Source organism: Agromyces aurantiacus (assembly GCF_016907355.1).
GTDB lineage: Bacteria > Actinomycetota > Actinomycetes > Actinomycetales > Microbacteriaceae > Agromyces > Agromyces aurantiacus.
In genome coordinates this window covers 2,948,017-2,971,227 of record NZ_JAFBBW010000001.1, presented here as the reverse complement: position 1 = coordinate 2,971,227, position 23,211 = coordinate 2,948,017, and the positions used below count along the sequence as shown (strand labels likewise).

At 74.2% G+C, this 23,211-nt stretch carries 21 protein-coding genes; 10 read left to right on the top strand and 11 right to left on the bottom strand.

Annotated elements, in window-relative coordinates; translation table 11 throughout:
- Nucleotides 1-12: 12 nt before the first annotated feature.
- Nucleotides 13-2,595 carry a penicillin acylase family protein gene (locus JOD46_RS14000; protein WP_204395128.1) on the bottom strand — a complete coding sequence of 861 codons (2,583 nt, stop codon included), beginning with the start codon at nt 2,593-2,595 and terminating at the stop codon, nt 13-15.
- A gap of 105 nt (nt 2,596-2,700) precedes the next feature.
- Nucleotides 2,701-3,663 (bottom strand): 2,3,4,5-tetrahydropyridine-2,6-dicarboxylate N-succinyltransferase, encoded by a 963-nt coding sequence (gene dapD / locus JOD46_RS13995; protein ID WP_204395127.1) that lies wholly within the window; start codon nt 3,661-3,663, stop codon nt 2,701-2,703.
- A gap of 90 nt (nt 3,664-3,753) precedes the next feature.
- Between dapD and dapE the strand changes: the two genes are divergently transcribed.
- From dapE to JOD46_RS13980, 3 genes are all read left to right on the top strand, one after another.
- Nucleotides 3,754-4,866, top strand: coding sequence for a succinyl-diaminopimelate desuccinylase (dapE, locus tag JOD46_RS13990; protein ID WP_204395126.1), 1,113 nt, complete (start codon nt 3,754-3,756; stop codon nt 4,864-4,866).
- Nucleotides 4,867-4,876: 10 nt separating this feature from the next.
- Nucleotides 4,877-6,112 carry a hypothetical protein gene (locus JOD46_RS13985; protein WP_307835048.1) on the top strand — a complete coding sequence of 412 codons (1,236 nt, stop codon included), beginning with the start codon at nt 4,877-4,879 and terminating at the stop codon, nt 6,110-6,112.
- A gap of 138 nt (nt 6,113-6,250) precedes the next feature.
- A complete protein-coding gene (locus tag JOD46_RS13980) occupies nt 6,251-6,424 on the top strand; it encodes a DUF3117 domain-containing protein (protein WP_019179788.1) in 174 nt (57 codons plus the stop codon).
- A gap of 2 nt (nt 6,425-6,426) precedes the next feature.
- Here JOD46_RS13980 and JOD46_RS13975 read toward each other — a convergent pair whose 3' ends face one another.
- Nucleotides 6,427-7,059, bottom strand: coding sequence for an O-methyltransferase (locus JOD46_RS13975; RefSeq protein WP_204395125.1), 633 nt, complete (start codon nt 7,057-7,059; stop codon nt 6,427-6,429).
- Between the two features lie 87 nt (nt 7,060-7,146).
- Here JOD46_RS13975 and JOD46_RS13970 point away from each other — a divergent pair, with 87 nt between their 5' ends.
- A complete protein-coding gene (locus JOD46_RS13970; RefSeq protein ID WP_204395124.1) occupies nt 7,147-7,536 on the top strand; it encodes a twin-arginine translocase TatA/TatE family subunit in 390 nt (129 codons plus the stop codon).
- A gap of 37 nt (nt 7,537-7,573) precedes the next feature.
- Here JOD46_RS13970 and JOD46_RS13965 read toward each other — a convergent pair whose 3' ends face one another.
- Entirely contained in the window at nt 7,574-9,133 is a 1,560-nt protein-coding gene (locus tag JOD46_RS13965) for a succinic semialdehyde dehydrogenase (RefSeq protein ID WP_204395123.1), read from the bottom strand.
- Nucleotides 9,134-9,178: 45 nt separating this feature from the next.
- Between JOD46_RS13965 and JOD46_RS13960 the strand changes: the two genes are divergently transcribed.
- Together JOD46_RS13960 and JOD46_RS13955 are read left to right on the top strand one after the other, a co-directional pair.
- Nucleotides 9,179-10,546, top strand: coding sequence for an MFS transporter (locus tag JOD46_RS13960; protein WP_204395122.1), 1,368 nt, complete (start codon nt 9,179-9,181; stop codon nt 10,544-10,546).
- Nucleotides 10,543-12,072 carry a pyridoxal phosphate-dependent decarboxylase family protein gene (locus JOD46_RS13955; RefSeq protein WP_204395121.1) on the top strand — a complete coding sequence of 510 codons (1,530 nt, stop codon included), beginning with the start codon at nt 10,543-10,545 and terminating at the stop codon, nt 12,070-12,072. Before JOD46_RS13960 ends, JOD46_RS13955 begins: the two co-directional genes overlap by 4 nt.
- Here JOD46_RS13955 and JOD46_RS13950 read toward each other — a convergent pair.
- The 4 genes from JOD46_RS13950 to JOD46_RS13935 are packed head-to-tail and all read right to left on the bottom strand — an operon-like array spanning nt 12,069 to nt 15,972.
- Nucleotides 12,069-12,959 carry a hypothetical protein gene (locus JOD46_RS13950; RefSeq protein ID WP_204395120.1) on the bottom strand — a complete coding sequence of 297 codons (891 nt, stop codon included), beginning with the start codon at nt 12,957-12,959 and terminating at the stop codon, nt 12,069-12,071. The genes JOD46_RS13955 and JOD46_RS13950 overlap by 4 nt on opposite strands.
- A 5-nt stretch (nt 12,960-12,964) precedes the next feature.
- The gene (locus tag JOD46_RS13945) at nt 12,965-14,140 is read right to left on the bottom strand and encodes an Mrp/NBP35 family ATP-binding protein (RefSeq protein ID WP_204395119.1); all 1,176 of its coding nucleotides are present in this window, start codon (nt 14,138-14,140) and stop codon (nt 12,965-12,967) included.
- Nucleotides 14,127-14,651, bottom strand: a complete 525-nt coding sequence (locus JOD46_RS13940; RefSeq protein WP_204395118.1) for a DUF1003 domain-containing protein — start codon at nt 14,649-14,651, stop codon at nt 14,127-14,129. Before JOD46_RS13940 ends, JOD46_RS13945 begins: the two co-directional genes overlap by 14 nt.
- Nucleotides 14,638-15,972, bottom strand: a complete 1,335-nt coding sequence (locus tag JOD46_RS13935; protein WP_204395117.1) for a magnesium transporter MgtE N-terminal domain-containing protein — start codon at nt 15,970-15,972, stop codon at nt 14,638-14,640. The genes JOD46_RS13940 and JOD46_RS13935 overlap by 14 nt, the downstream gene beginning before the upstream one ends.
- Nucleotides 15,973-16,039: 67 nt before the next feature.
- Between JOD46_RS13935 and JOD46_RS18665 the strand changes: the two genes are divergently transcribed.
- Nucleotides 16,040-16,753: a YflT domain-containing protein gene (locus JOD46_RS18665; protein WP_307835047.1), complete on the top strand. Its 714-nt coding sequence runs from the start codon at nt 16,040-16,042 to the stop codon at nt 16,751-16,753.
- 55 nt (nt 16,754-16,808) lie between these two features.
- The gene (locus tag JOD46_RS13925) at nt 16,809-17,201 is read left to right on the top strand and encodes a TIGR02611 family protein (protein ID WP_204395116.1); all 393 of its coding nucleotides are present in this window, start codon (nt 16,809-16,811) and stop codon (nt 17,199-17,201) included.
- Here the strand turns inward: JOD46_RS13925 and JOD46_RS13920 are convergent, their stop codons facing one another.
- Together JOD46_RS13920 and JOD46_RS13915 are read right to left on the bottom strand one after the other, a co-directional pair.
- Nucleotides 17,202-18,785, bottom strand: coding sequence for an aminopeptidase P family protein (locus JOD46_RS13920; RefSeq protein WP_204395115.1), 1,584 nt, complete (start codon nt 18,783-18,785; stop codon nt 17,202-17,204).
- 43 nt (nt 18,786-18,828) lie between these two features.
- Nucleotides 18,829-19,851 (bottom strand): endonuclease/exonuclease/phosphatase family protein, encoded by a 1,023-nt coding sequence (locus JOD46_RS13915; protein WP_204395114.1) that lies wholly within the window; start codon nt 19,849-19,851, stop codon nt 18,829-18,831.
- 95 nt (nt 19,852-19,946) lie between these two features.
- Between JOD46_RS13915 and JOD46_RS13910 the strand changes: the two genes are divergently transcribed.
- A complete protein-coding gene (locus JOD46_RS13910; RefSeq protein WP_204395113.1) occupies nt 19,947-20,834 on the top strand; it encodes a PHP domain-containing protein in 888 nt (295 codons plus the stop codon).
- 15 nt (nt 20,835-20,849) lie between these two features.
- On the opposite strand, the gene JOD46_RS13905 is transcribed toward JOD46_RS13910, so the two are convergent.
- On the bottom strand, nt 20,850-22,340 hold the full coding sequence (locus tag JOD46_RS13905; RefSeq protein ID WP_204395112.1) for a DEAD/DEAH box helicase: 1,491 nt from the start codon (nt 22,338-22,340) through the stop codon (nt 20,850-20,852).
- Nucleotides 22,341-22,475: 135 nt separating this feature from the next.
- Between JOD46_RS13905 and JOD46_RS13900 the strand changes: the two genes are divergently transcribed.
- Complete coding sequence (locus JOD46_RS13900) at nt 22,476-23,192, top strand: ferritin-like fold-containing protein (RefSeq protein ID WP_307835046.1); 717 nt, start codon at nt 22,476-22,478, stop codon at nt 23,190-23,192.
- Nucleotides 23,193-23,211 lie beyond the last annotated feature (19 nt).

The window sequence follows — 23,211 nt, the reverse complement described above, 5'->3', positions numbered from 1 at the left end:
CGCCGCCGGCGCTCAGCCCGCGGGACGGAGCACCAGCGTGTCCACGGCCGCATCGCGCACGGCCTCGCGCGTGAACGGCCACGCACGGGTCTCGCCGTGCTGCCAGAGCGGCGCCTGGTCGTCGTAGTGCGGGTGGAACGCGTGCCCGGACGCCCCGGTGAGGTTCACCCAGGTCGACGCGTCGAGGTCGCCGAGGTCGACGACCATGCGCATCGAGGGCACCCAGTCGACCTCGTACCCGACGCTCGCGTCCCATCCGATCGCATTCACGATGGCCGATCCGCCGCCCGTCTCGTACGGGCCGCGGTTGAAGAGCCACTCGATGGGCGCGATGCCGGACGTGCCGAGGCTCTGGTTCTTCAGGCTGAGCGTGTGCAGGCGGCCCCAGCGCCAGTCGGCGGGGTCGTCGCCCAGGCGATCGGATGCCTCACGCCACGCCGCCGCGAGCGAGGCCGCGATGACGGCGTCGCGTCCGGTCGCGCCGGCCTCGTCGTCGGTCCACCAGGCGTCGTCGGGCTGGCCGAGGAGCGACCCGACGACCGCGAACCAGCGGTCGCCGCCCTGCGGCCGCGTCGCCTCGGGGAGGTCGCCGAACATGCGGTCGAGCAGGGTCCGCCAGAACACCGCGAAGTAGGCCGCCTCGGCGCTGTCGGCGTCGGCCGACGCATCCCAGCCGGCCAGCAGCTGCGCGCCGCGCGCCGCGTCGCCGTCGAGGTCGAGCTCGGCGATCACCGGGAGGAGCGCCGCCGCGTTGGCGTCGCGCGTGTCGAGCTGGATGTCGGTCATGTCCTCGGCCGTGAGCGTGCCGCCGTCGGCCGTGAGCTCGCGGATGCGGCGCTCGATGCCCTCGGCCCGGTAGCCGAGGTCCCAGTCGCGCGTGAGCGAGGGGCCGTCGTCATCGACGGCGTTGTTCGCCGTGACGAGGTAGCCGCGCTCGGGGTTCAGCACCGACGGCAGCTGCTCGAAGGGCACCATGCCGCTCCAGCCGTTCGCGCTCGTCCAGCCGGGCATGGGCAGCGTGCCGTCGCCGGCCTTGCGGATCGGGATGGCGCCGGGCGCCTGGTAGCCGATGTTGCCGTCGACGTCGGCGTACACGAGGTTCTGCGCCGGCACGTCGAACAGCGCCGCCGCCGCCTGGAACCCCTTCCAGTCCTGCGCGCGGTCCATGGCGAACACCGCCGCCGGGGTCGTCCCGGGGGAGAGCGCGGTCCACTGCAGCGACACCTCGAGCTCGGCGCCGTCGGCGGCCGGGCCGCCGGCCTCGACGGTGGCGCCGTAGTCGGTGGCGACCCGGCTGTAGTTCGACGCGTCGTCGATGCTCACGATCGGGCCGCGGTCGGTCGAGCGCACCTGGATCGTCACGGGGTCGCCGCCCGCGACCTCGATCACCTCCTCGCGCACCGTGAGCGGGCGCAGCGTCCCGTCGAACTCGTAGGAGTCGTCGACGATGCGCTCGAGGTAGAGGTCGGCGACGTCGGGCCCGAGGTTCGTGAAGCCCCACGCGATCCTCGTGTTGTGCCCGATCACGATGCCGGGCAGGCCCGAGAAGCCGTACCCGGCGACGTCGAACGTGCACGCGTCGGTCGGCTCGGCGCAGTGCAGGCCCATCTGCACCCAGATCGAGGGCATGGCCGGGCCGAGGTGCGGGTCGTTGGCGAGCAGCGGCATGCCCGTCTCGGTGAGCTCGCCGGAGACCACCCACGAGTTGGAGCCCAGGTCGCCGCCCTCGGGCCCGAGCAGCTCGGGCAGCCGGTCGACGCTGGCGGCGAGGTCGGCGAGCGCGTCGACGTGCCCCTCCTCCAACGGTGCGGCGGCGGGATCGTCGCCGTCGTCGGCCGGGACCGGGGCCGACGCCGAGGCGGCCGGCGCGCCGTCCAGTCCGTCGACGATCGTGGGCTTGGCCGAGAACGGGAAGTCGGGGTGCAGCCGCTGCACCTCCTCGGGCGGGAGCGTCGCCGACAGGAGCGCCCGGTCGATCTCGTCGCCGAGGTTCGAGCGGAGGTCCCACGCCATCGCCTTCAGCCACGCGATCGAGTCGACGGGGGCCCACGGCTCGGGCCGGTATCCGGGGTTCTGCAGCGCGAGCACGGCGTACTCGAGCGAGAGCTCGGCGCCGCTGCGGCCGTCGAGATAGGCGTTCACGCCGTCGGCGTAGGCCTCGTAGTACGCACGGGACCGCTCGTCGAGCAGTTCGTACTCGGTCTCGGCGATGCCCCGCCAGTCGAGCGTGCGCACGAACGCGTCGGTCGCCACCTGCTCCTCGCCGAACAGCTCGGCGAGCCGGCCGGCGGTGACGTGCCGGCGGAAGTCCATCTCCCAGAAGCGGTCCTGCGCGTGCACGTACCCCTGCGCGAAGAACAGGTCGTGGTCGGTCTCGGCGACCAGCTGCGGGATGCCGGCGTCGTCGCGGTAGACCGTGACCGCGCCCTGCAGCCCCGGCACGTCGATCCGTCCGGTGGTGGTGGGGAAGGAACGGTGCACCGTCCACCAGCCGAATCCGGCGGCGGCGACCCCGATCACGAGCACCGTGACGAGCACGCCCACGAGGAACTTGCCCCAGCGATGCCGTCGGGTCCTCGGGGCGTCGGTTCCCACGTCACTCCTTCGTGTCGTCGCAGCGGGGCGGCCGTCGTCGGTCGCCCCGGGTGATCACTGTACCTCCCGGCGGCAGCGACGGCGGATGCCGCGACGGGCCGTCGCTCAGGCGTGCAGCGCGGTATTCAGCACGATGCCCTGGCCCGAGCGCGACAGCACCTCGACGCGGCCGTCGAGCGAGTTGCGCCGGAACAGCAGGTTCGGCTGCCCGGAGAGCTCGACGGCCTTGACGACGCGGTCCGGCTCGCCAGCGGCCCCGATGACCGCGACCTTCGTGCCGGCCGTGACGTAGAGGCCGGCCTCGACCACGGTGTCGTCGCCGATCGAGATGCCGATGCCCGAGTTCGCGCCGAGCAGCGCGCGCTCGCCGATCGCGACGCGCTGGGTGCCGCCGCCCGAGAGCGTGCCCATGATCGAGGCGCCGCCGCCGATGTCGCTCCCGTCGCCGACGACGACGCCCTGCGAGATGCGGCCCTCGACCATGGAGCTGCCCAGGGTGCCGGCGTTGAAGTTCACGAAACCCTCGTGCATGACCGTCGTGCCGGGCGCCAGGTGGGCGCCGAGGCGCACGCGCGAGGCGTCGGCGATGCGCACGCGCTCGGGGATCACGTAGTCGAGCAGGCGCGGGAACTTGTCGAGGCCCGTGACGTGGATGCCCGCCCGCTGCAGCGCCGGACGGAGCCGGTCGAGGTCGTCGGGGTGCACGGGTCCCGCGTTGGTCCACGCCACGTTGGGCAGGTGGCCGAAGATGCCCTCGAGGTTCAGCGCGTTCGGCCGCACGAGCAGGTGCGAGAGCAGGTGCAGTCGCAGGTACGCGTCGGAGGTGCCCGCGGGCGGCTCGTCGAGGCGGATGGCCACGCGGACCGCCTCGACCGTCACCCCGCGTCGCTCGTCGGGGCCGACCGCGCCGGCCGGGGGCTGCCACGCGGCCGGCGCCGGGTCGGGCAGCTCGCCCAGCTGCGGCGCCGGGTACCACGTGTCGAGCACCGTGCCGTCGGCGGCGATCGTGGCGAGTCCGTCGCCCCAGGCGGCGGTGGGCGCGGTCGGGTTCGGCGAGTCTGCGGGCATGCCTCAAGGGTACCGAGCCGGATGCGACGGGGTCGGCGCGTGACGTGCGGCGCCGGGCCGCGGCATCCGGTCGACCGTAGACTCGATGCCATGGCCGAACCCGCCGCGTCCGCCGCCTCGCCCACCTCGCTCGACCTCGGTGCCGACGTCGTCGCGATCACGCAGGCGATCTGCGACGTCCCCAGCGAGTCGGGCGACGAGGGCCGGCTCGCCGACCTCATCGTCGACGCGCTGGCCGGCGCGGCGCACCTCGAGGTGATCCGCGACGGCGACACGATCGTGGCGCGCACGCACCTCGGTCGCGAGCGCCGGGTCGTCATCGCCGGCCACCTCGACACGGTGCCCATCAACGACAACCTGCCCACGACGCTCGAGGAGGCCGACGGACGCCGCATCCTCTGGGGCCGCGGCACCGTCGACATGAAGGCGGGCGTCGCGGTCCAGCTGAAGCTCGCGTACGAGCTCGCCGACCCCGCGGTCGACGTGACCTGGATGTGGTACGACCACGAGGAGGTCGCGGCCGGCCTCAACGGGCTCGGGCGCGTGCTGCGCGTGCACCCCGAGCTGTTCGAGGGCGACTTCGCGATCCTCGGCGAGCCGACCCGCGCCGAGGTCGAGGGCGGCTGCAACGGCACGTTGCGCGCCGAGCTGCGGGCCCGCGGCCGGCGCGCGCACTCCGCACGCAGCTGGGTCGGCGACAACGCGATCCACAAGCTCGCGCCCGCGCTCGACCGGCTCGCCGCCTACGAGGCCGAGACCGTGACGGTCGACGGCCTCGAGTACCGCGAGGGGCTGAACGCGGTGCTCGTGCACGGCGGCGTGGCCGGCAACGTGATCCCCGACGAGGCCGTGCTGACGCTGAACTACCGGTTCGCGCCGAGCCGCTCGGTCGCCGAGGCGACCGCGCACGTGCGCGAGCTGTTCCCCGAGTACGAGGTCGCCATCACCGACTCGGCCGAGGGGGCCCGGCCCGGACTCGACGACCCGCTCGCGCAGCAGTTCGTGCGCGCGGTCGGCGCCGAGGCGCGGCCGAAGTACGGCTGGACGGATGTCGCGCGCTTCAGCGCGCTCGGCATCCCCGCGGTGAACTTCGGCCCGGGCGACCCGCTGCTCGCGCACGCCGACGACGAGCGCGTCGACTGCGACGAGATCCTCGCGTGCGAGCGCGCCCTGCGGGACTGGCTCACCGGAGCCACGGCCTGAGGCCCTGCCGGTGAGCGTGCACGAGCCGACCGCGGTGCGGGAGCCCGACCCGTTCCGGCGCGGCCGGTGGTCGCCGCGCGTGCGGTGGCGCCTGCTCCCGTCGTGGGTGCGCGTGGTGCTCGTGTACGCGGCGGCCCGCCTCGTGACCACCCTGTTCGTGCTCGAGCTCGCACGGCAGCAGCCCGGGAACGCCTGGACCCAGGCGCACCCGGGCCTCTTCGCGTACTCGAACCTCTGGGACGCCCGGTGGTACGCCTACATCGCGGCCGCCGGATACCCCACCGAACTGCCGCTCACCGACGACGGCCACGTCGCCGAGAACCAGTGGGCGTTCCTGCCGGTCTACCCGGGGATCGTGCGGGTGCTCACCGTCGTGGGCGTGCCGTGGGATGTCGCGTCGGTCGTCATCGCGCTGGCCGCCGGGCTCGGCGCGGCGCTCGTCTTCCACCGCCTCATGACGCGGTTCCTCGAGCCCGACCAGGCGATGTTCGCCGTCGTGCTGTTCTGCGTCGCGCCGGTCGCGCCGATCATGCAGTTCGGCTACGCGGAGGCGCTCGGGTTCCTCTGGCTCGCGGTCGCGCTGCTCCTGCTCGTCGACCGGCGCTACGGCTGGCTCGCGCCCGTCATCGTCGTGTGGGCGTTCACGCGCCCGGGGGCGCTGGCGTTCGCGCTCACGCTCGGGTTGCACTGGATCGTGCGGTGGTTCACGCGCGCACGCGACCCGTTCCCGATGCGCGAGCGCGTGGCCGCGGCATCCGTCGCCGTGCTGGCCGGGATCGCGGGGCTGGCCTGGCCGGCCATCGCCTGGGCGGCGACGGGCGACCCCGGCGCGTACACCGACACCGAGCTCGCGTGGCGGTCGGCGTACATCGGCTACGTCGAGCTGGTGCCGTTCACGCCGTGGTTCCAGGCGGGGGACTGGTGGCTCGGGCAGCCCATGGGCACCATCGTGCCGATCGTGCTCGTGGTCTCCTTCGGCGTCGCGCTCTTCACCCCGTGGGTGCGCCGCCTCGGCGTCGACCTCCGGCTCTGGCTCGCCAGCTACGCGCTGTACGTGCTCGCGGTGTTCTTCCCGCAGTCGAGCACCTTCCGGATCCTCGCGCCCCTGTTCCCGATCGCAGGCGCGCTCGCCGTGCCGCGTTCGCCGTGGTGGCGGGGCGGGCTCGTGGTCGTCTCGCTCGCCCTGCAGTTCGGCTGGCTGCTGATCGCCTGGCGCATCGACGGATACGACTGGACGCCGCCGTGAGCCGCCCCGGACGCCCGGGGAACGGATGATGGCGGGGCGGTGAAACCCCGGTCCGACACTCCACAGGGCGGCCGCGTCGCACCGGCGTGTCCCTCCGATGCGGGATAATGGAGGTTCAGCCACGAAAGGGGTAGCTCAATGGCGGCCATGAAGCCACGCACTGGAGACGGACCGATGGAGGCTGTGAAGGAGGGGCGCCTCATCATCGTGCGCGTGCCGCTCGAGGGTGGCGGCCGCCTCGTCGTCTCGGTGAACGACGCTGAGGCCAAGGAGCTCTACGACGTCCTCGGTGGCGTCGTGAACGCGGCCTGAGGTCAGGCGCCCAGCTTCACGATCTGAAGCAGGCCGTCCCCGGCCGGCGAGATGGCGGTGACGACGGCGGAGGACGCCGCGAGTTCCGAGATGAGCCCGCGGAACGCCGTCGCCGCGTCGTCTCGCCGCGCCGGGTCGGCCACCCTCCCCTTCCACAGGGCACGCGCGACGAGCACGCTGCCGCCGGGCTTGGCCAACCGCAGCCCGTGCTCGACGTACTCGATCACCGACGGGGCATCCGCGTCGACGAAGACGACGTCGTAGGACCGCTCGTTCATCCGCGGCAGCACCTCGCTCGCACGACCGGCGATGAGGCGAACTCGAGCGGGCGCGACGCCCGCCTCCGCGAAGTGCTCGCGGGCGTGCTGCTGGTACTCCGTCTCGGTGTCGATCGAGGTCAGGTGCGCGCCCCGCGCGGACTGCAGCATCCACAGGCCCGACACCCCGAGGCCCGTGCCCACCTCGATGACGGCGCGCGCGTCGCACGCGGCCGCGATCACGCCGAGCTGCGCGCCGACGGCCGGCGACACCGGCTCGACCCCCAGCTCGAGGGACTGCTGGCGGGCCTTCGCGATCGACTCCGACTCCACGACGCTCTCGTCGACGTACTTCCAGTTCAGGTCGTGCTCGGACACGTGGCGGCTCCCCGGGATTCGATCGTCCCCAAGCCTAGGGGCCGACGCACGGCACGAGATGCGCCTCGCCGCCGCTATCCTTGACGCATGTTCGGCCTCACCTTCGAGAAGCTCCTCATCATCGGGGTGATCGCCGTGTTCCTGCTCGGTCCCGAGCGGCTCCCGCACTACGCCGCCCAGCTCGGCAAGTTCGTGCGGTCGATGCGCGACATGGCCAACGGCGCGAAGTCGCGCGTGCGCGAGGAGATGGGTCCCGACTTCGACGAGGTCGACTGGCGCAAGCTCGACCCGCGCCAGTACGACCCGCGGCGCATCATCCGCGAGGCGCTGACCGAGGTCGACCCGTTCGCCGAGCCGGCCAGGCCGGTCGTCGCGCGCGCGGCCGTGAACGAGAACTCCGCCTACCTGCAGCGCAAGCGCAAGCGCGAGGCGCTGGCCGCCGGCGAGGGCGCGCCGTTCGACTCCGAGGCGACCTAGGCCCGAGCGCCGGGTCCCGGCCCGGTCGGGCTACGGGTCAGGCCCGCCCGATCGCGCGCAGCGCGCGGGCGAGCAGCACGAGCACGCCGCCGAGGCGCTCGTACTCGCGGCCCGTGTGCGGCAGCGGGATCAGCCGCCGGTTCACCGACACCGTCACGGGGTCGACGAAGCGCAGCAGCCCCTCGCGCCCGTTGCGGCGGCCGACGCCCGACTCCTTGAGCCCGCCCATCGGCGCGTCCACCGAGCCGAAGCTGCCGCGATAGCCCTCGTTCACGTTGATGCTGCCCGCGTCGATGAGCTCGGCCAGGCGCCGGCCGTGCCGCGTCGACCCGGTGAGCACCGACGCGTTCAGGCCGTACTCGGACTCGTTCGCGAGGAGCACCGCCTCGGTCTCGCCGTCGACCACGGCGAGGCTCGCGATCGCGCCGAAGGTCTCCTCGGAGAGCACGCGCATGTCGGGCGTCACGTCGGTGAGCACCGTCGGCTCGAACGCCCACGGCCCGATGTCCGGACGGTGACGGCCGCCGACGAGCACCTTCGCGCCCTTGGCCAGTGCGTCGTCGAGGTGGGCGCGCACGCGCTCGAGCTGCTGCGCGGTCGCGAGCGTTCCGTAGTCGGCCTCGTGGTCGAGTCCCGACCCGATGCGCGGGTCGCCGAGCCGCGCCGCGAGCGCGGCGGTGAACGGCTCGGCCACCGCCCGGTGCACGTACATGCGCTCGATCGAGACGCACAGCTGGCCCATCGACGAGAAGCACGCGTGCGCGGCATCCGCGGCCGCCTGGTCGACGTCGACGTCGTCGAGCACGATGAGGGCGTTCTTGCCGCCGAGCTCGAGCGAGGCCCCCACGAGCCGTCGGCCGGCCTTCTCGGCGATGCGGCGCCCGGTGGCGGTCGACCCGGTGAAGCAGATGTAGTCGACCTCGTCGGTCAGCGCCTCGCCGACCTCGCCGGGCTCGCCGGCGACGACCGACCAGACCGCCTCGGGCAGGCCCGCGTCGATGAACGCCCGGCGCAGCGCGAGCACCGACAGCGCGCCCTGGTCGTCGGCCTTCTGCACGACGGCGCACCCGGCGGCGAGGGCCGGCACGACGTCCATGGCGGCCAGGCTCACCGCGTAGTTCCACGGCGTGATCACGCCGACGACGCCCTTCGGCCGGTAGCGCACGCGCGTCGAGAGCACCAGCGGGATGCCGGCCCGCCGGCGTCCGCCGCCGAGCACGCGCCGTGCCATCCGCCCGTTCCAGCGCGCGACCGCCGCGGCCTGGAAGACCTCCTCGAAGGCCTGCCCGCGCGTCTTGCCGCTCTCGAGCTGGGTCAGGTCGAGCAGCTGCTCGCGCCGGTCGAGCAGAAGGTCGTGCGCGCGGAGCAGGATCCGCCGGCGCGCGGCGAACCCGGCGCGGGCCCACGCGAGCTGCGCGAGACGAGCGCGGGAGACCGCGCCGCGCACGTCGTCGGCGTTCGAGCGGGGCAGGTCGACCAGCCGTTCGCCGGTGGAGGGCGTGGGCACGGCGACGGTGCGCCCGCTCGACGCGACGAGGTCGGCGAGGAGCGTGTCGTACGTGGTGGGGACCGGCGTTCGGGTGGCGGCGTTGGACACGCGGCCAGTCTAGGGCGGGGTCGCGCCCGGGGATATGCTTCCCGCATGAGCGCACCGGAGCGACGTCTGGCCCGCGGCGTCGTGACCCGGTACGCGATCGGCTCGATCGGCACCGGCGGGTTCGCGACGCTGCCCGGGCTGGTCCTCGTGTTCTACCTGACCGACACCCTCGGGGTGACCGCGCTCGCGGCGGGGCTCGTCGTGACCGCCGCCAAGGTGTGGGACGTCGTGATCGACCCGTGGATCGGCGAGCGGAGCGACCGCGCGCTCGCCGCGTCCGGGACCCGGCGAACCTGGATGCGCGTCGGGGCGATCGCGCTGCCGCTCGCGTTCGCCGCGACGTTCGCCGTCCCCGCCGGGCTGCCGCCCGTGACGGCCGGCGCGTGGGTGCTCGTCGCGTTCCTGGCGACCGCGACGGCGTTCAGCCTGTTCCAGGTGCCCTACATCGCGCTGCCGGCCGAACTCACCGACGACTACGACGCCCGCACCCGCCTGCTGACCTGGCGGGTCGTGGTGCTGAGCCTGGCGATCCTGCTCTTCGGGGCGGGTGGGCCCCTGCTGCGCCGCGCGGGCGGCGGCGACGAGGCGCTCGGCTACCTCGTAATGGCGGTCGTCGCGGGCGTCGTCATCGGCGCCGGCATGCTCGTCGCGACGACCACCGCGCCGCGCGGCGCACCGCTCGGACCCCGCGCCGCCCGACGGCTCCGCGACGGGTATGCCGAGGGGATCGCCGCGCTGCGCCGCAGCCGGCCGTTCCGCGACCTGCTCGCGGCGTTCGTGCTGCAGGGCCTCGCGACCGGGCTCATGCTCGCGGGAGCCAACTACGTCGCGGTGCGCGTGCTCTCCTCCGAGGACGCCCTGACGTTCCTCTTCCTCGCCCTGATCGGGCCGGCCGTGCTGTGCGCGCCGCTGTGGGGCCGCCTGGCCCGCCGCATCGGCAAGGAGCGCGGCTTCGCGTTCGCGAGCGTGCTGTTCGCGGTGGCCGCCGCGACCCTCGCGGGCATGCTGTGGGCTCCCGGCCCGTGGGTGTACGCGCCCGTCGCGCTCGCCGGCGCCGCGTACGCGGGCATGCAGTCGCTGCCCATGGCGATGCTCCCCGACGTGATCTCGCACGACGCGCGCGAGCACGGCGACGGCCGCGCCGGCAGCTTCGGCGGCGTCTGGACGGCGGGGGAGACCGCGGGCATGGCGCTCGGCGCGACGCTGCTCACGATCGTGCTCGCCCTGACCGGGTACGTCGAGTCGGTCGGCTCGGCCGTGGTCGACCAGCCGCCCGCGGCGATCGCCGGCATCGTCGTGGCCTTCAGCCTGCTGCCCGCCGGGCTCGTGCTGCTCAGCCTCGTGCCGCTCGCTCGGTACCCGCTCCGGCGCGGCGACGTCGACGCGGATGTCGCGCTCGAGGCGGCGCGATGAGCGTGCTGCGGCGCGCGCCCGCCGACATCCTCGCCGAGATCGCCGCGCTCAGGGCCGCCGACGCCCCGACGCACGGCGGGCGCGTGCTCTCGTACGTCTACGACTCAGGGGAGCCCGAGCTCGACGAGCTCGCCGCGGGCGCGGCTCGGCTCATGCAGCCCGTGAACGGCCTCGACCCGACCACGTTCACCTCGGTCGCGGCGATGGAGGCCGGGCTGGTCGGCTTCGCCCGGAGGGTGTTCCACGGCGAGGGCGGGCATGACGCGGAGGCGGTGGTCGGCTCCGTCACGTCGGGCGGCACCGAGAGCTGCCTGCTCGCCGTCAAGGGCGCGCGCGACGCGTGGCGCGCAGCAGGCGGGTCGTCCGCCGGCGGGCCGCGCCTCGTGGCGCCCGTCACCGCCCATGCGGCGTTCCACAAGGCCGCCGAGTACTTCGGGCTCGAGCTCGACCTCGTGCCGGTCGACCCGGCGACCGGCGCGCCGTCGGCCGAGGCCATCGCCTCGCGGCTCGGCGACGACGTGGCGCTCGTCGTCGTGAGCGCGCCGTCCTACCCCTTCGCGACGCTCGATCCGGTCGAGGAGGTCGCCGCCGCGTGCGCCGCGCCCGGCATCCCGTTGCACGTCGACGCGTGCATCGGCGGGTTCGCCCTCGCGTTCTGGCCCGTCGCGGTGCCGGCCTGGGACTTCCGCGTGCCCGGCGTCACGAGCCTCTCCGCCGACCTGCACAAGTACGGCTACGCGCCGAAGGGCGTCTCGGTGCTGCTCACGCGCGGTCGCGACCGGCAGCGGCACCAGTACTTCGCGACCACCGGCTGGCCGGGCTACCCCGTGGTGAACCCAACGATGGCCGGTTCCAAGCCCGCCGGACCGCTCGCCGCCGCATGGGCGATCACGGAGGCGATCGGCGAGCCGGGCTTCGCCGAGCTCACTTCGCGCGCCGCGCGGGCGACCGCGGCGTTGCGCGAGGCGATCGCGCGCATCGAGGGGCTCCGGGTGGTGGGCGAGCCCACCGGTCCGCTGCTCGCGGTCGCCGCCGACGAGCGCGTCGCGCCCGAGCGCCGCGTCGACCCCCACCACTGGGCGGATGCGGCGCGCGCGGCCGGATGGCAGCTGCAGCTCCAGCCCGGGCTCGCGCAGGCCGACGGCACGCGTCTGCCGCACACGACGCACCTGACGGTCACGCCGGTCACGGAGTCGGTGGCCGACGACCTCGCCGATGCGCTCGCGGCGGCCGCCGACGCGGTGCGCGGCACGCCTCCGATCGACGGTGCGGCGCTGGTCGGGCACCTCGCGGAGGGGCTGCCCGGCGGGACCCGGGCGCTCGCCGCGGCGTCCGCGGGTCTCGACTCCGACGCGGCCGCCGCGCTGCTCGCGGCGTTCGGCCTGCTCGGCGGCGGTGACGGGTCGGGCGGCGCGCTGCCCGACCGGCTCGCACCCGTGCTCGCGCTCGTGGAGGCCCTGCCCGGAGCGCTCACCGAGCGGCTGCTCATCGAACTGCTCGCGCGGGTGGTCGAGCCCCGCGCCTAGCCCGCGGGCTGCTGCAGGCCGCAGCGCTCGGCGTAGTAGGCGTAGAGGTCGGCCTTCAGCGCATTGCCCGAGGGACGGTCGAGCCGGCCCTCGCGCCCGTCGCCCGTCGCGATCGTGAACGGCAGGATCGTGCCGCGCTTGTCGTCGGCGAGGGCGTGCGCGTCGCAGCGGGCGGGCTTGACCGCGAGCGCGATCGTGAAGGGCGCGTCGCCGGCCGCGACGTCGAGGTCGAGCGGCCAGTCGAGCCCCTCCTCGTTGCCGAGCAGGGTCGTCGCGGAGACGCCATCCAGGTGCATCGTGCCGCCGCCCGTGGCCACGGGTTCGACGCGCACGTCGATCCACGCGCGCCTCGCCTCGCCCGAGCCCTCACTGCGAAGGCGCTCGGGCATCGAGATCGCGGCCACGGCGGCGGCGGACTCGGCGAGGCAGTCGGCGTCGGCGATCCTCGCCATCGTGCCGAACGGATCCTCGGGCACGAGCACGCCGGACGGCTCGGCGCCGTCGGCCGATTGCACGTCGACCGCGATCTCGATGCCGGCCGGATCGCCGTCGCACACGGTGCCGGTGAGGTCGAGCCGGATGTCGAGCGCGTCGTCGGCGCCGAGCTCGAACGGCTCGTCCCGGCGCATGCCGGGCTCGAGAGCGGGGGAGCGGACCTCGAGCGCGGTGACCGTCAGCGGGTCGCCGGTGTTCTCGAAGTGCAGCACGAGGCGGCCCTGCGGCGCGTCGAGCCGGCCCTGCTGCACGGCGACCGTGAGGCCCTCCGGGAGATCGGCGTCGTCGGTCTCCGCCGGCGCGCCGGGGGCGCACGCGCCGAGGCCCGTGGCGACGGCGGCGGCGAGGAGGGCGGCCGCGAGCTCGCGACGCGGGCGGTCGGCGCGCGGCATCCGGTTCACCGCACCGAGACGTCGAGGCGGCGCCCCGCGAGCGAGCGCGGGCGGGCAGCGAGCGCGGCGGCGGCCTGCTCGATTGCGCGTGCGGCCGGGTCGTCGGGCTCGGCGAGCACCACGGGCCGGCCCTCGTCTCCGCCGCGGCGGAGCGCGACGCTGAGGGGCACGCTCGCGAGCAGCGGCACCGGATCCTCGACGCCCGCCGACAGCCGCCGCGCGACCTCGTCGCCGCCGCCCGAGCCGAACAGGTCGAGCAGCGAGCCGTCGGGCTGCGCGAGGCCCGCCATGTTCTCGATCACGCCCACCACGCGCTGGCCCGTCTGCCGGGCCACGAGGCCCGAACGCTCGGCCACGTCGGCCGCCGCGGGCTGCGGGGTCGTGACCACGACGACCTCGGCGTTCGGCAGCAGCTGGCCGAGCGAGATCGCGACGTCGCCCGTGCCGGGCGGCAGGTCGACGAGCAGCACGTCGAGGTCGCCGAAGTACACGTCGGTCAGGAACTGCTGCAGCGTGCGGTGCAGCATCGGGCCGCGCCAGGCGACCGCGACCGACGAGCCGCGGCCCCCGGGCTCGGTCGGCTCGACGAACATCCCGATCGAGATCACCTTCACGCCGTGCGCCACGGGTGGCAGGATCATGTCGTCGACCCGGGTGGGGCGTGAGGCGGTACCGTGCTCGTCGACCAGCCCGAGCAGGCCGGGGATCGAGAAGCCGTGCACGTCGGCGTCGACGAGGCCGACCGAGAGCCCGCGCGCCGCGAGCGCGACCGCGAGGTTGGCCGTGAGCGTCGACTTGCCGACGCCGCCCTTGCCGCTCGTGACTGCGACCACGCGCGTGAGCGTGCCCGGCCCGAACGGATTGCCGCGCGCGGCCCGGCCGCCGCGGAGCCGCTCGGTGAGCGCCGCGCGCTGCTCGGGCGTCATGACGCCGAGCTCGACCACCGCGTTGCCGGCGCCGACGACCTGCTCGGCCGCCGCGCGCACGTCGCGCTCGATGCGGTCGGACGCGGGGCAGCCGACGATCGTGAGCCGGATGCCCACCTCGACGCCCGTCTCGGTCGCCGCGACCCGCTCGACCATGTCGAGCTCGGTGATCGGCTTGCGGATCTCGGGGTCGACGACGGCGGCGAGGGCGGCCCGCACGGCGCGCTCGACGTCGGCCGCGTCAGGACGCGGCATGCGTCGCCTCCTCCTCGTCGCGACGGTCGAGCTCGTCGAGCACCTGCCGCAGCTCCTGCCGGATGAACTCCTTCGACGCGAGGTCGCGCACCGCGAGACGCAGGGCCACGACCTCGCGGGCGAGGTACTCGGTGTCGGCGAGGTTGCGCTCCGCGCGCTGGCGGTCCTGCTCGATCTGCACGCGGTCGCGGTCGTCCTGCCGATTCTGCGCGAGCAGGATCAGCGGCGCCGCGTACGAGGCCTGCAGCGAGAGCACGAGCGTCAGCGCGATGAACCCGTAGTCGGCGCGGTCGAACTGCCAGTCGGCCGGCGCGAACGTGTTCCAGAGCATCCACGCGACGACGAAGAGCGAGAGCGCGAGGAGGAACCACGGCGTGCCCATCGCGCGCGCGACCCACTCGGTGAACCGCCCGAAGCGATCCCGGTCGCCGGAGAGGCGCAGGGGCGGCGTAGATCGCCGCAGCCCCTTCGGGGTGTCGAACCGACGGTCGTCGGACTCAGCGCGAGCCATCTCCTGCCCTCCTTCCGGGTGCGATCGGGATACTGCCGGTGGCCAGCTGGGCGCGGGCGGTCGCGCGTCTCGTCACCTCCGATTCGTCATCGGGATGACTGCGCCAGTCATCGGGCAGCAGGTAGTCGAGCACGTCGTCGATCGTGACGACGCCGACGAGCCGGTGCTTCTCGTCGACGACGGGGACCGACACCAGATCGTAGCTGGCGAGGATGCGGCTCACCTCGGCGGCGGAGGTGTCGGCCGTGACGGGCTCGAGCCCCTGGTCGATGAGGGAGCCAAGGCGCTCGTGCGGCGGGTAGCGCAGCATCCGCTGGAAGTGCACGATCCCGAGGAAGCGCCCGGTGGGCGGCTCGTACGGCGGCAGGGTCACGCACACGGCCGCGCCGAGCGCGGGCGGCAGGTCGTGGCGGCGGATCAGGGCGAGGCCCTCGGCCACCGTGGCATCCGCCGACACGATGATCGGCTCGGTGGTCATGAGGCCGCCCGCGGTGTCGGGGCCGTAGGAGAGCAGGAAGCGCACGTCCTCCGCCTCTTCGGGCTCCATGAGCTCGAGCAGGTGCTCGCCGCGGTCCTCGGGCAGCTGCGCGATGAGGTCGGCGGCGTCGTCGGGCTGCATGTGGTCGAGCACGTCGGCCGCGCGGTCGTCGCCGAGCTTGGCGAGGATCTCGACCTGGTCGGACTCCGGCATCTCCTCGAGCACGTCGGCGAGCCGGTCGTCGGGCAGCTCGGCCGCGACCTCCTGCCGGCGCCGCGGCGGCAGGTCGAGGAGCGTGTTCGCGAGGTCGGCGGGCTTCAGCTCGGAGTACGTGGCGATCAGCTGCTCGGCCGACTGCGCCTCGCCTGCGGCGGTCGTCTCGCGCACCTCGCGCCACGTGACGTACGCCGACGGGCCCTTCGCGAACGGCGACGCGCTCGTCTTGGGCCGCCGCACGAACAGCTGGTCGACCTCCCACTCGCCGGGCTCGCGCTCCTCGATCGCGACATCCTCGATCGACGCTGTGCCCGAGCCGTCGTTGAAGGCGACCTTGCGGCCGAGCATCTCGGCGATCACGCGCACCTCGCCGCCGCGCTGCTCGAACCGGCGCAGGTTGATCAGGCCCGTCGTGATGATCTGGCCGCCGCCGATCGAGGTGACCCGCCCGATCGAGACGAACACCCGGCGCTTGCCCGGGATCTCGACGATGAGGCCCACCACGCGCGGCGGATCGGACTTGCGGTACACGACGAGCACGTCGCGTACCTTGCCCACGCGGTCGCCCGCGGGGTCGAAGACGGGGCACCCGGCGAGTCGGGCGACGAAGACTCTCGTGGCGCTCACGCCTCCAACTTACCCCCGAGCCGCGCCCTTCCGGCGGGCGCGACGGGGCCCGTGGGACAATGGCCGGGTGAGCACGCAGAGCCCGTTCGGCGGTCGCATCGGCCGCGCCTTCCCGACGCTGCCCAAGGGCGAGACCGTCGCGAGCTACGAGACGTACCAGGAGGCGCAGGAGGCGGTCGACCGGCTCGCGAAGGCCGAGTTCCCCGTGCGGGAGCTCTCGATCGTCGGCCACGACCTCACGAGCGTCGAGCGCATCACGGGGACGCTCAGCTGGGGTCGCGCCGCTGGCGCCGGGGCGCTCTCGGGGGCGTGGTTCGGCACGTTCCTCGGCCTGCTGCTGTTCATCTTCTCGCCGTCGGGCACGTCGCTCGGCATCCTCGGCGCCGCGATCCTCATCGGTGCCGGGTTCGGCATGATCTTCAGCGTCGTGTCGTACTCGATCAACCGCCGCCGGCGCGACTTCACCTCGGTCATGCAGGTGCTCGCGACGCGGTACGCGGTGATCGCCGAGCCCGAGCACGTCGTACGTGCCCGGCAGGTGCTGGGGGTGACGGATGCCGCGGCGCCGCCGAGGCCGAGCGCGGCACCGCCCGTCGTGCCCCCGCCGGCCGAGCGGCCCGCCGAGGAGCCGGCGCGGCCCGCCGAGCCCGGAGCGACGGAGCCGCCGTCCGGCGAGGGCGGCACGCCCGGGACGCGTCCCGCCGACGACGCCCGGCCGATGACCTACGGCGAGGCGCAGGATGCCGCGCGCCGCGCCGCCCGCGAGCGCGGCGACGCGTAGCCGGCTCCCACGCGGCACTCGCGAGGCTCCCAGCCTCGGCCCGTACCGTGTCGGCATGGCCGATCCCGCCCGTCGACCCGACCGCGAGCCCTTCGCGCTGGAGCGCGAGATCGCGGCCGAGATCGTCGAGGCCGAGCGGCCCGAGCGGCCGATCCGCCGGTGGCTGCGCGCCGTCCGCCGCCGCATCGACCGGCACCCCGGGCTGCGCTCGGCCTACCGGTTCGGCGTCGGCGTGCTCGGTGCCGTGATCGCGATCGGCGGGCTCGCGCTCGTGCCCCTGCCCGGGCCGGGATGGCTCGTCGTGTTCCTCGGCCTCGCGATCCTCGGCACCGAGTTCGCGTGGGCGCGCCGGCTCGCGGGCCGGCTCAAGCGCCTGCTCGACCGGTTCTGGGCGTGGTGGCGTGCGCGACGCGCCGCTCGCCAGGCGAGCGCCGCGCACGCCGACTGATCAGCGACGGGCGCCGCGCACCCACGCCTCGACCTCGTCGGCCGTGCGCGGGATGCCCGCCGAGAGGTTCTCGGCGCCGTCGGCCGTCACCACGATGTCATCCTCGATGCGCACGCCGATGCCGCGGAACTCCTCGGGCACCGTCAGGTCGTCGGGCTGGAAGTACAGGCCCGGCTCGATCGTGAACACCATGCCCGGCTCGAGCACGCCGTCCATGTAGAGGGTCCGACGGGCCTGCGCGCAGTCGTGCACGTCGAGGCCGAGGTGGTGGCTCGTGCCGTGCACCATGTAGCGGCGGTGGAACTGGTGCTCGGGCTTGAGCGACTCCTCGGCCGAGACCGGCAGGAAGCCCCACTCGGCCGTCTTGCGCGCGATGACCGCCATCGCGGCGGCGTGCACCTCGCGGAAGATCGCGCCGGGCCGAACGACGCGGAACGCGGCATCCGCCGCCTCGAGCACCGCCTCGTACACCTGCCGCTGCACGGGCGAGAACGTGCCGTTCACCGGGAACGTGCGCGTGATGTCGGCCGTGTAGTAGCTGTCGCGCTCGACGCCCGCGTCGAGCAGCACGAGGTCGCCCGGCACGACGGGGCCGTCGTTGCGCGTCCAGTGCAGGATCGTCGCGTGCGGGCCGGCCGCCGCGATCGAGGCGTAGCCGACGTCGTTGCCGTCCAGCCGCGCGCGGGTCGCGAACACGCCCTCGATCACGCGCTCGCCGCGCACCTCGCTCGTGATGCGCGGGAGCTCGGCGAGCACCTCGGCGAAGCCGCGCTCGGTCGCGTCGACCGCGGCGCGCAGCTCGGCGATCTCGTACTCGTCCTTCACGAGCCTCAGCTCGGAGAGCACGCGCGCGAGCTCGGCGTCGGGCTCGTGCTCGGCGTTGACCTCGAGGCTGAACGGCGCGTCGGACGCGTTGGTCGAGAGCGCGGCCTCGGCCGCGAAGCGCAGGCGGGCGTGGTCGACGCGCTCGGTGAGGGCGGCATCGGCCTCGCGGACCACGAGCGTCGCGGTGTCGACCGCGTCGATCACGCGGTCGAACTCGGCGATGCCCTTCGTCGCGACCCGCAGGTCGGCCGCGACGTGCGCGAGCGACGGGCGGGGGCCGATCCAGAACTCGCCGATCGCGGCGTTGGCGTAGAACTCCTCTGAGTCGCGGCCCGCGCGCTCGCGGAAGTAGACCGTCGCGGCATGCCCCGCCTCGCCGGTGGGCTCCATGACGAGCACGGCACCGGGCTCGGAGTCGGCGCCCCAGCCGGTCAGGTGGGCGAAGGCGGAGTGCGCGCGGAACGGGTAGTCGGTGTCGTTAGCGCGCTGCTTGACGTCGCCGGCGGGGATGATCAATCGCTGCCCCGGGAACTCGGCCGACACGCGCTCGCGCCGCGCCGCGGCGTACGCGGCCTGCTCGCGCGGGGTGGGCGCCGGCTCGTCGCGCTCGGCCCAGCCCCCGAAGATGAAGGACTTGAAGCCCTCGGACTCGGGCGTCGTCGAACGGTTCGCGTTGCGGTCGTCCGACTCCTCGGCGGGCAGTTCGTCGGTGGAGCGGGCCTCGGGGGCCGTCGCGGTGGCGTCGCCGGTGTTGGTCATGCGACCCATTCTCGCACCGGGCGGACGGGGCCGGACGGCCCGCTCAGGCGCGCACGAGCGTCGCGACGATGGGGCGGTGGTCGCTGCCGGCGTCGTCGAGCCCCTCGACCACGCGGAAGTCCGCGACGCTCCACGACGGCGTGGCCATCACGTGGTCGATGGGGCTGCCGAGGAGGGCCGGCAGGCGGGTCGGCCACGTGCCGACGCCGCCCCATCCGGCCCGCGCCGCGACATCCGCGCACCGGCCGAGGTCGCCGCCGTCGACGCCGCGTCCCGCGAAGTGATCGACCGTGGCGTTGAAGTCGCCGGCCATGATCACGTCCTCGCCCGAGCACTGCCCGGCGAGCCAGTCGAGGTCGCTGCGCCAGTTGCGAAGCTCCCAGCGGATGGGCGCGACCGCGTGCACCGCGACGATGCGCGGGCCGTCGCCGCCCACCGGTTCGGCGACGACGCTCGGCAGCGTGTTCGTGTTGCCGGGAGGGCCGGGGAACGCCTCGTTGACGACCCGGTAGTCGCCGAGGTCGGGGGAGATGAGCAGCGTGGTCGAGCGCGCCTTGGCGACCTCGTCGAAGGCCTGCGTGTGCACCCACATGGGCCGGCCGCCCTCGCGCATCGCGACCGCCACGTCCTCGCCGAGCGGCTCGGTCGTCTCGGGGAGCACGACGACGTCGGCGCCCTCGTCGAGGGCGAGCCCCGCGATGGTCGACGCATCGGGCACCTCGCCGAGCGTGTTCCAGGAGAGCACGGTGATCGAGTCGGTCGCGGCCTGGGCCGAGTCCCGCGGGGCACCCAGCCCGCGGGCGGCGAGCACCCCCGCGTTGCCCACGGCGAAGACCATGAGGATCGTCGCCATGGCGGCGGCGAACCGCCGGCCCGGACCGGTCAGCGCGAGCAGGCCGAAGACCGCGGCCGTCGCACCGGCGCACACCGCCGCCGCGCCCCGCAGTGCGACGACGTGCGCGGCGATCCACTGGTCCTGCAGCCCGAACGCCTGCGGCCACGCCAGGACGGCCGCGACCGCCGCGGTGCCGAGCACGACCGACCAGCCGAGGATCCGGGGGAGCATCCGACCCAGCGTAGGGGAGCGCCGGCGGCGAACGGCGCGAGTCCGCCGCATGTCGGCTGGGAGTCGCCGGGGAACGCCGCGCCTACGATGGGAGCATGGCCGAACCCCCCGTCCACGTCGCGGCCGACCTGCACACGCACTCCACGGTCTCCGACGGCACGGACACCCCCGCAGAGCTCGTCGGCGCGGCCGCGCGCGCGGGCCTCCGGGCGTTCGCCATCACCGACCACGACTCGACCGCGGGATGGGCCGAGGCCTCCGACGCGGCGCGGGCCGCCGGCCTCATCCTCATCCCCGGGATGGAGCTCTCGACCCGCGTGCAGTTCTCGAGCGTGCACGTGCTCGGCTACCTGGTCGACCCGCTCGACGCGGGGCTCCGCGAGGAGACCGAGCGGATCCGCGCGTCGCGACTCACGCGCGCCGAGAGCATCGTGCGCCGGATCGCCGCCGACTACGACCTCACGTGGGACGACGTGCTCGCCCAGACGACGGACGGCTCGACCATCGGGCGGCCCCACATCGCCGACGCGCTCGTCGCCCGCGGCCACGCCGCCACGCGCTCCGAGGCGTTCGCCGGCATCCTCCACTGGCGTGCCGGCTACGCCCAGCCGCACTACGCGCCCGACCCGCTCACGGGCATCCGGCTGATCCGCGCCGCCGGCGGCGTCCCGGTGCTCGCCCACCCCGGTACGCGCGGCGCCGAGGAGGTGCTCACCGAGGAGCGACTCCGCCGCTTCGTCGACGCGGGGCTGTTCGGCCTCGAGGTCGACCATCCGGAGAACACCGCCGCATCCAGGCCGCGTCTGCGCGCACTGGCGGCCAGGCTCGGTCTCGCCGTCACGGGGTCGAGCGACTACCACGGGCTCGGCAAGGCGAACCGGATCGGCGAGTACGTGACGGATCCCGACGTGGTCGCGCGCCTCGTCGCCGAGGCGACGGGGGCGCGGCCCGTGCTGCCGCTCGCAGGCGAGCCCGCGCGGTAGGCCGCGCCGGGGAGGCTACGCGATCGGCGCCGCGCCGCCCGTGCGGGGGCCGCGGCGACGCCGACGGCGACGCGGGGCGGCGTTGCCGTCGTGGTGCTCCGCACCCTTGCCGTCGTGCGTGCCCGCGCCGGGCTGCTTCGACTCGTCCGAGGCGCCGGCCCTCTCGGGACCGTCGGCGGACGCCGCGGCCTCGCCCACGGGCGCACCCGAGCGGGTCCGGCGACGCGAGCGCGAACGTGCGGGGCGCGACGCGTCATCCGCCGCCTTCTCGCCCTCGCGACGGCCCGCGGTGCTCGACCGGGTCGGCGGCGCCGCCGCGGCCGGCTTGATGCGCCCCTTCGTGCCCTCGGGGATGTCGAGGTCGGTGTACAGGTGGGGGCTCGACGAGTAGGTCTCGGTCGGCTCGGGCTGGCCGAACTCGAGGGCGCGGTTGATCAGCGCCCACTTGTGCAGGTCGTCCCAGTCGACGAAGGTCACGGCGATGCCGGTCTTGCCCGCGCGGCCGGTGCGGCCCACGCGGTGCAGGTAGGCCTTCTCGTCGTCGGGGATCGTGTGGTTGATCACGTGCGTCACGTCGTCGACGTCGATGCCGCGCGCGGCGACGTCCGTGGCGATCAGCACATCCTTCTTGCCGGCCTTGAACGCGGCCATCGCCCGCTCGCGCTGATCCTGGTTGAGATCGCCGTGCACGGCGGCGGCGTTGAAGCCCCGGTCGTTGAGCTCCTCGACGAGCTTGGCCGCCGCGCGCTTGGTGCGCGTGAAGATCACGGTCTTGCCGCGCCCCTCGGCCTGGAGGATGCGCGAGATCACCTCGTCCTTGTCGAGCGAGTGCGCGCGGTAGATGAGGTGCTTGATGTTCGCCTGCGTGAGGCCCTCGTCGGGGTCGTTCGCGCGGATGTGGATGGGCTTGGACATGAAACGTCGCGCGAGCGCGACGATCGGGCCGGGCATGGTCGCCGAGAACAGCATGGTGTGACGGGTCGCGGGCGTCTGCGAGAACAGCTTCTCGATGTCGGCGAGGAAGCCGAGGTCGAGCATCTTGTCGGCCTCGTCGAGCACCATCTCGCTCACGGCCTTGAGGGAGAGCAGCCGCTGGCTCGCGAGGTCGAGGAGGCGGCCCGGCGTGCCGACGACGATCTGCGCGCCCGCCTTGAGCTGCTCGATCTGGCCCTCGTACGCCTTGCCGCCGTAGATCGACACGATCTTCGTCGGGCGGTTGGACGTCGCGAGCTCGAGGTCTTCCGTGACCTGCACGCACAGCTCGCGCGTCGGCACCACGATCAGGGCCTTGACGCCGGGCTCGGGGTCGTCGCCGAGGCGCTGGACGAGCGGCAGGCCGAACCCGAAGGTCTTGCCCGTGCCGGTCTTGGCCTGGCCGATGATGTCCTGGCCGGTGAGGGCCAGCGGGATGGTCTGCTCCTGGATGGGGAAGGCATCGAGGATGCCCTTCCCGGCGAGGGCCTCGACGATGTCGGGCGCGATGCCGAGTTCGGTGAACGTGGTCACGTGATCTGCCTGTCGGTGATGCGGAATTGAAGGTGCGCCCTGTTCCGATCCCAGGCGCACGGCCGCGGTTCCATCGCCCGCGTGCCCCACCAGCCTATCCGAGCGCGCTGGGAGCCCCCGGATATGCTGTCCTGCGTGGTGAACTGGTCGAAGCCCCGCCTGCCGCGGCCCGATGCGCCGCGGACGCGTCCGCGCGTGGCGCCGACCGAGCTCACGCGCATCGACTTCACCGAGGTCGTGCCCGATCAGGTGGCCTTCCTCGGCCAGGCGGCGTACATCCAGCTCGAGTTCTTCGAGAGCCTCGCCAAGGCCGTCGCGACCGCGCCCGACCTCGGCGCGAAGGAGGGCCTGAGCGCCGCCGCCGGCGTCGCGCTGCGCAAGCACCACGAGCTCATCTCGGAACTGCGCCGCCTCGGCGAGGAGCCCTCGGAGGTCATGGCGCCGTTCGCCCCCGCGACCGACCGGTTCCGGCAGGCGACCTCCGGGGCCGACTGGACCGAGCTGCTGCTCGGCATCCACATCACGTCGGGCATGCTCGACGACTACTTCTCGCGCCTCGCCGAGGGGATGCCCGCCGAGCTCGGCACGCGCGTGCGGGCCGTCCTCGCCGAGCGCGACATCGCCGAGGTCGTCGAGCGCGAGCTTGAGCGCGCGATCGCGGCCGACCCGACGCTCGCCGACCGGCTGGCGCTCTGGGGTCGGAGCCTCGTGGGCGACACCCTGCTCGTCGCTCGGTCGGCGCTGCGCGCCTCGGAGTCGACGGGGGCGCTCGGCGCCGACGTCGAGCCCGTGTTCACCGAGCTCATCGCCTCGCACACGAGGCGGATGGACGCGCTGGGGCTCACGGCCTGAGGCCGCGGGCTCGACGGGT

Coding starts and splice junctions, on each gene's coding strand:
- dapD (WP_204395127.1), bottom strand. CDS start 3,663: ATGCCCGCAGACTCGCCGAACCCGACCGCGCCCACCGCCGCCTGGGGC.
- dapE (WP_204395126.1), top strand. CDS start 3,754: ATGGCCGAACCCGCCGCGTCCGCCGCCTCGCCCACCTCGCTCGACCTC.
- JOD46_RS13980 (WP_019179788.1), top strand. CDS start 6,251: ATGGCGGCCATGAAGCCACGCACTGGAGACGGACCGATGGAGGCTGTG.
- JOD46_RS13970 (WP_204395124.1), top strand. CDS start 7,147: ATGTTCGGCCTCACCTTCGAGAAGCTCCTCATCATCGGGGTGATCGCC.
- JOD46_RS13960 (WP_204395122.1), top strand. CDS start 9,179: ATGAGCGCACCGGAGCGACGTCTGGCCCGCGGCGTCGTGACCCGGTAC.
- JOD46_RS13955 (WP_204395121.1), top strand. CDS start 10,543: ATGAGCGTGCTGCGGCGCGCGCCCGCCGACATCCTCGCCGAGATCGCC.
- JOD46_RS13950 (WP_204395120.1), bottom strand. CDS start 12,959: ATGCCGCGCGCCGACCGCCCGCGTCGCGAGCTCGCGGCCGCCCTCCTC.
- JOD46_RS13945 (WP_204395119.1), bottom strand. CDS start 14,140: ATGCCGCGTCCTGACGCGGCCGACGTCGAGCGCGCCGTGCGGGCCGCC.
- JOD46_RS13940 (WP_204395118.1), bottom strand. CDS start 14,651: ATGGCTCGCGCTGAGTCCGACGACCGTCGGTTCGACACCCCGAAGGGG.
- JOD46_RS13925 (WP_204395116.1), top strand. CDS start 16,809: ATGGCCGATCCCGCCCGTCGACCCGACCGCGAGCCCTTCGCGCTGGAG.
- JOD46_RS13920 (WP_204395115.1), bottom strand. CDS start 18,785: ATGACCAACACCGGCGACGCCACCGCGACGGCCCCCGAGGCCCGCTCC.
- JOD46_RS13915 (WP_204395114.1), bottom strand. CDS start 19,851: ATGCTCCCCCGGATCCTCGGCTGGTCGGTCGTGCTCGGCACCGCGGCG.
- JOD46_RS13910 (WP_204395113.1), top strand. CDS start 19,947: ATGGCCGAACCCCCCGTCCACGTCGCGGCCGACCTGCACACGCACTCC.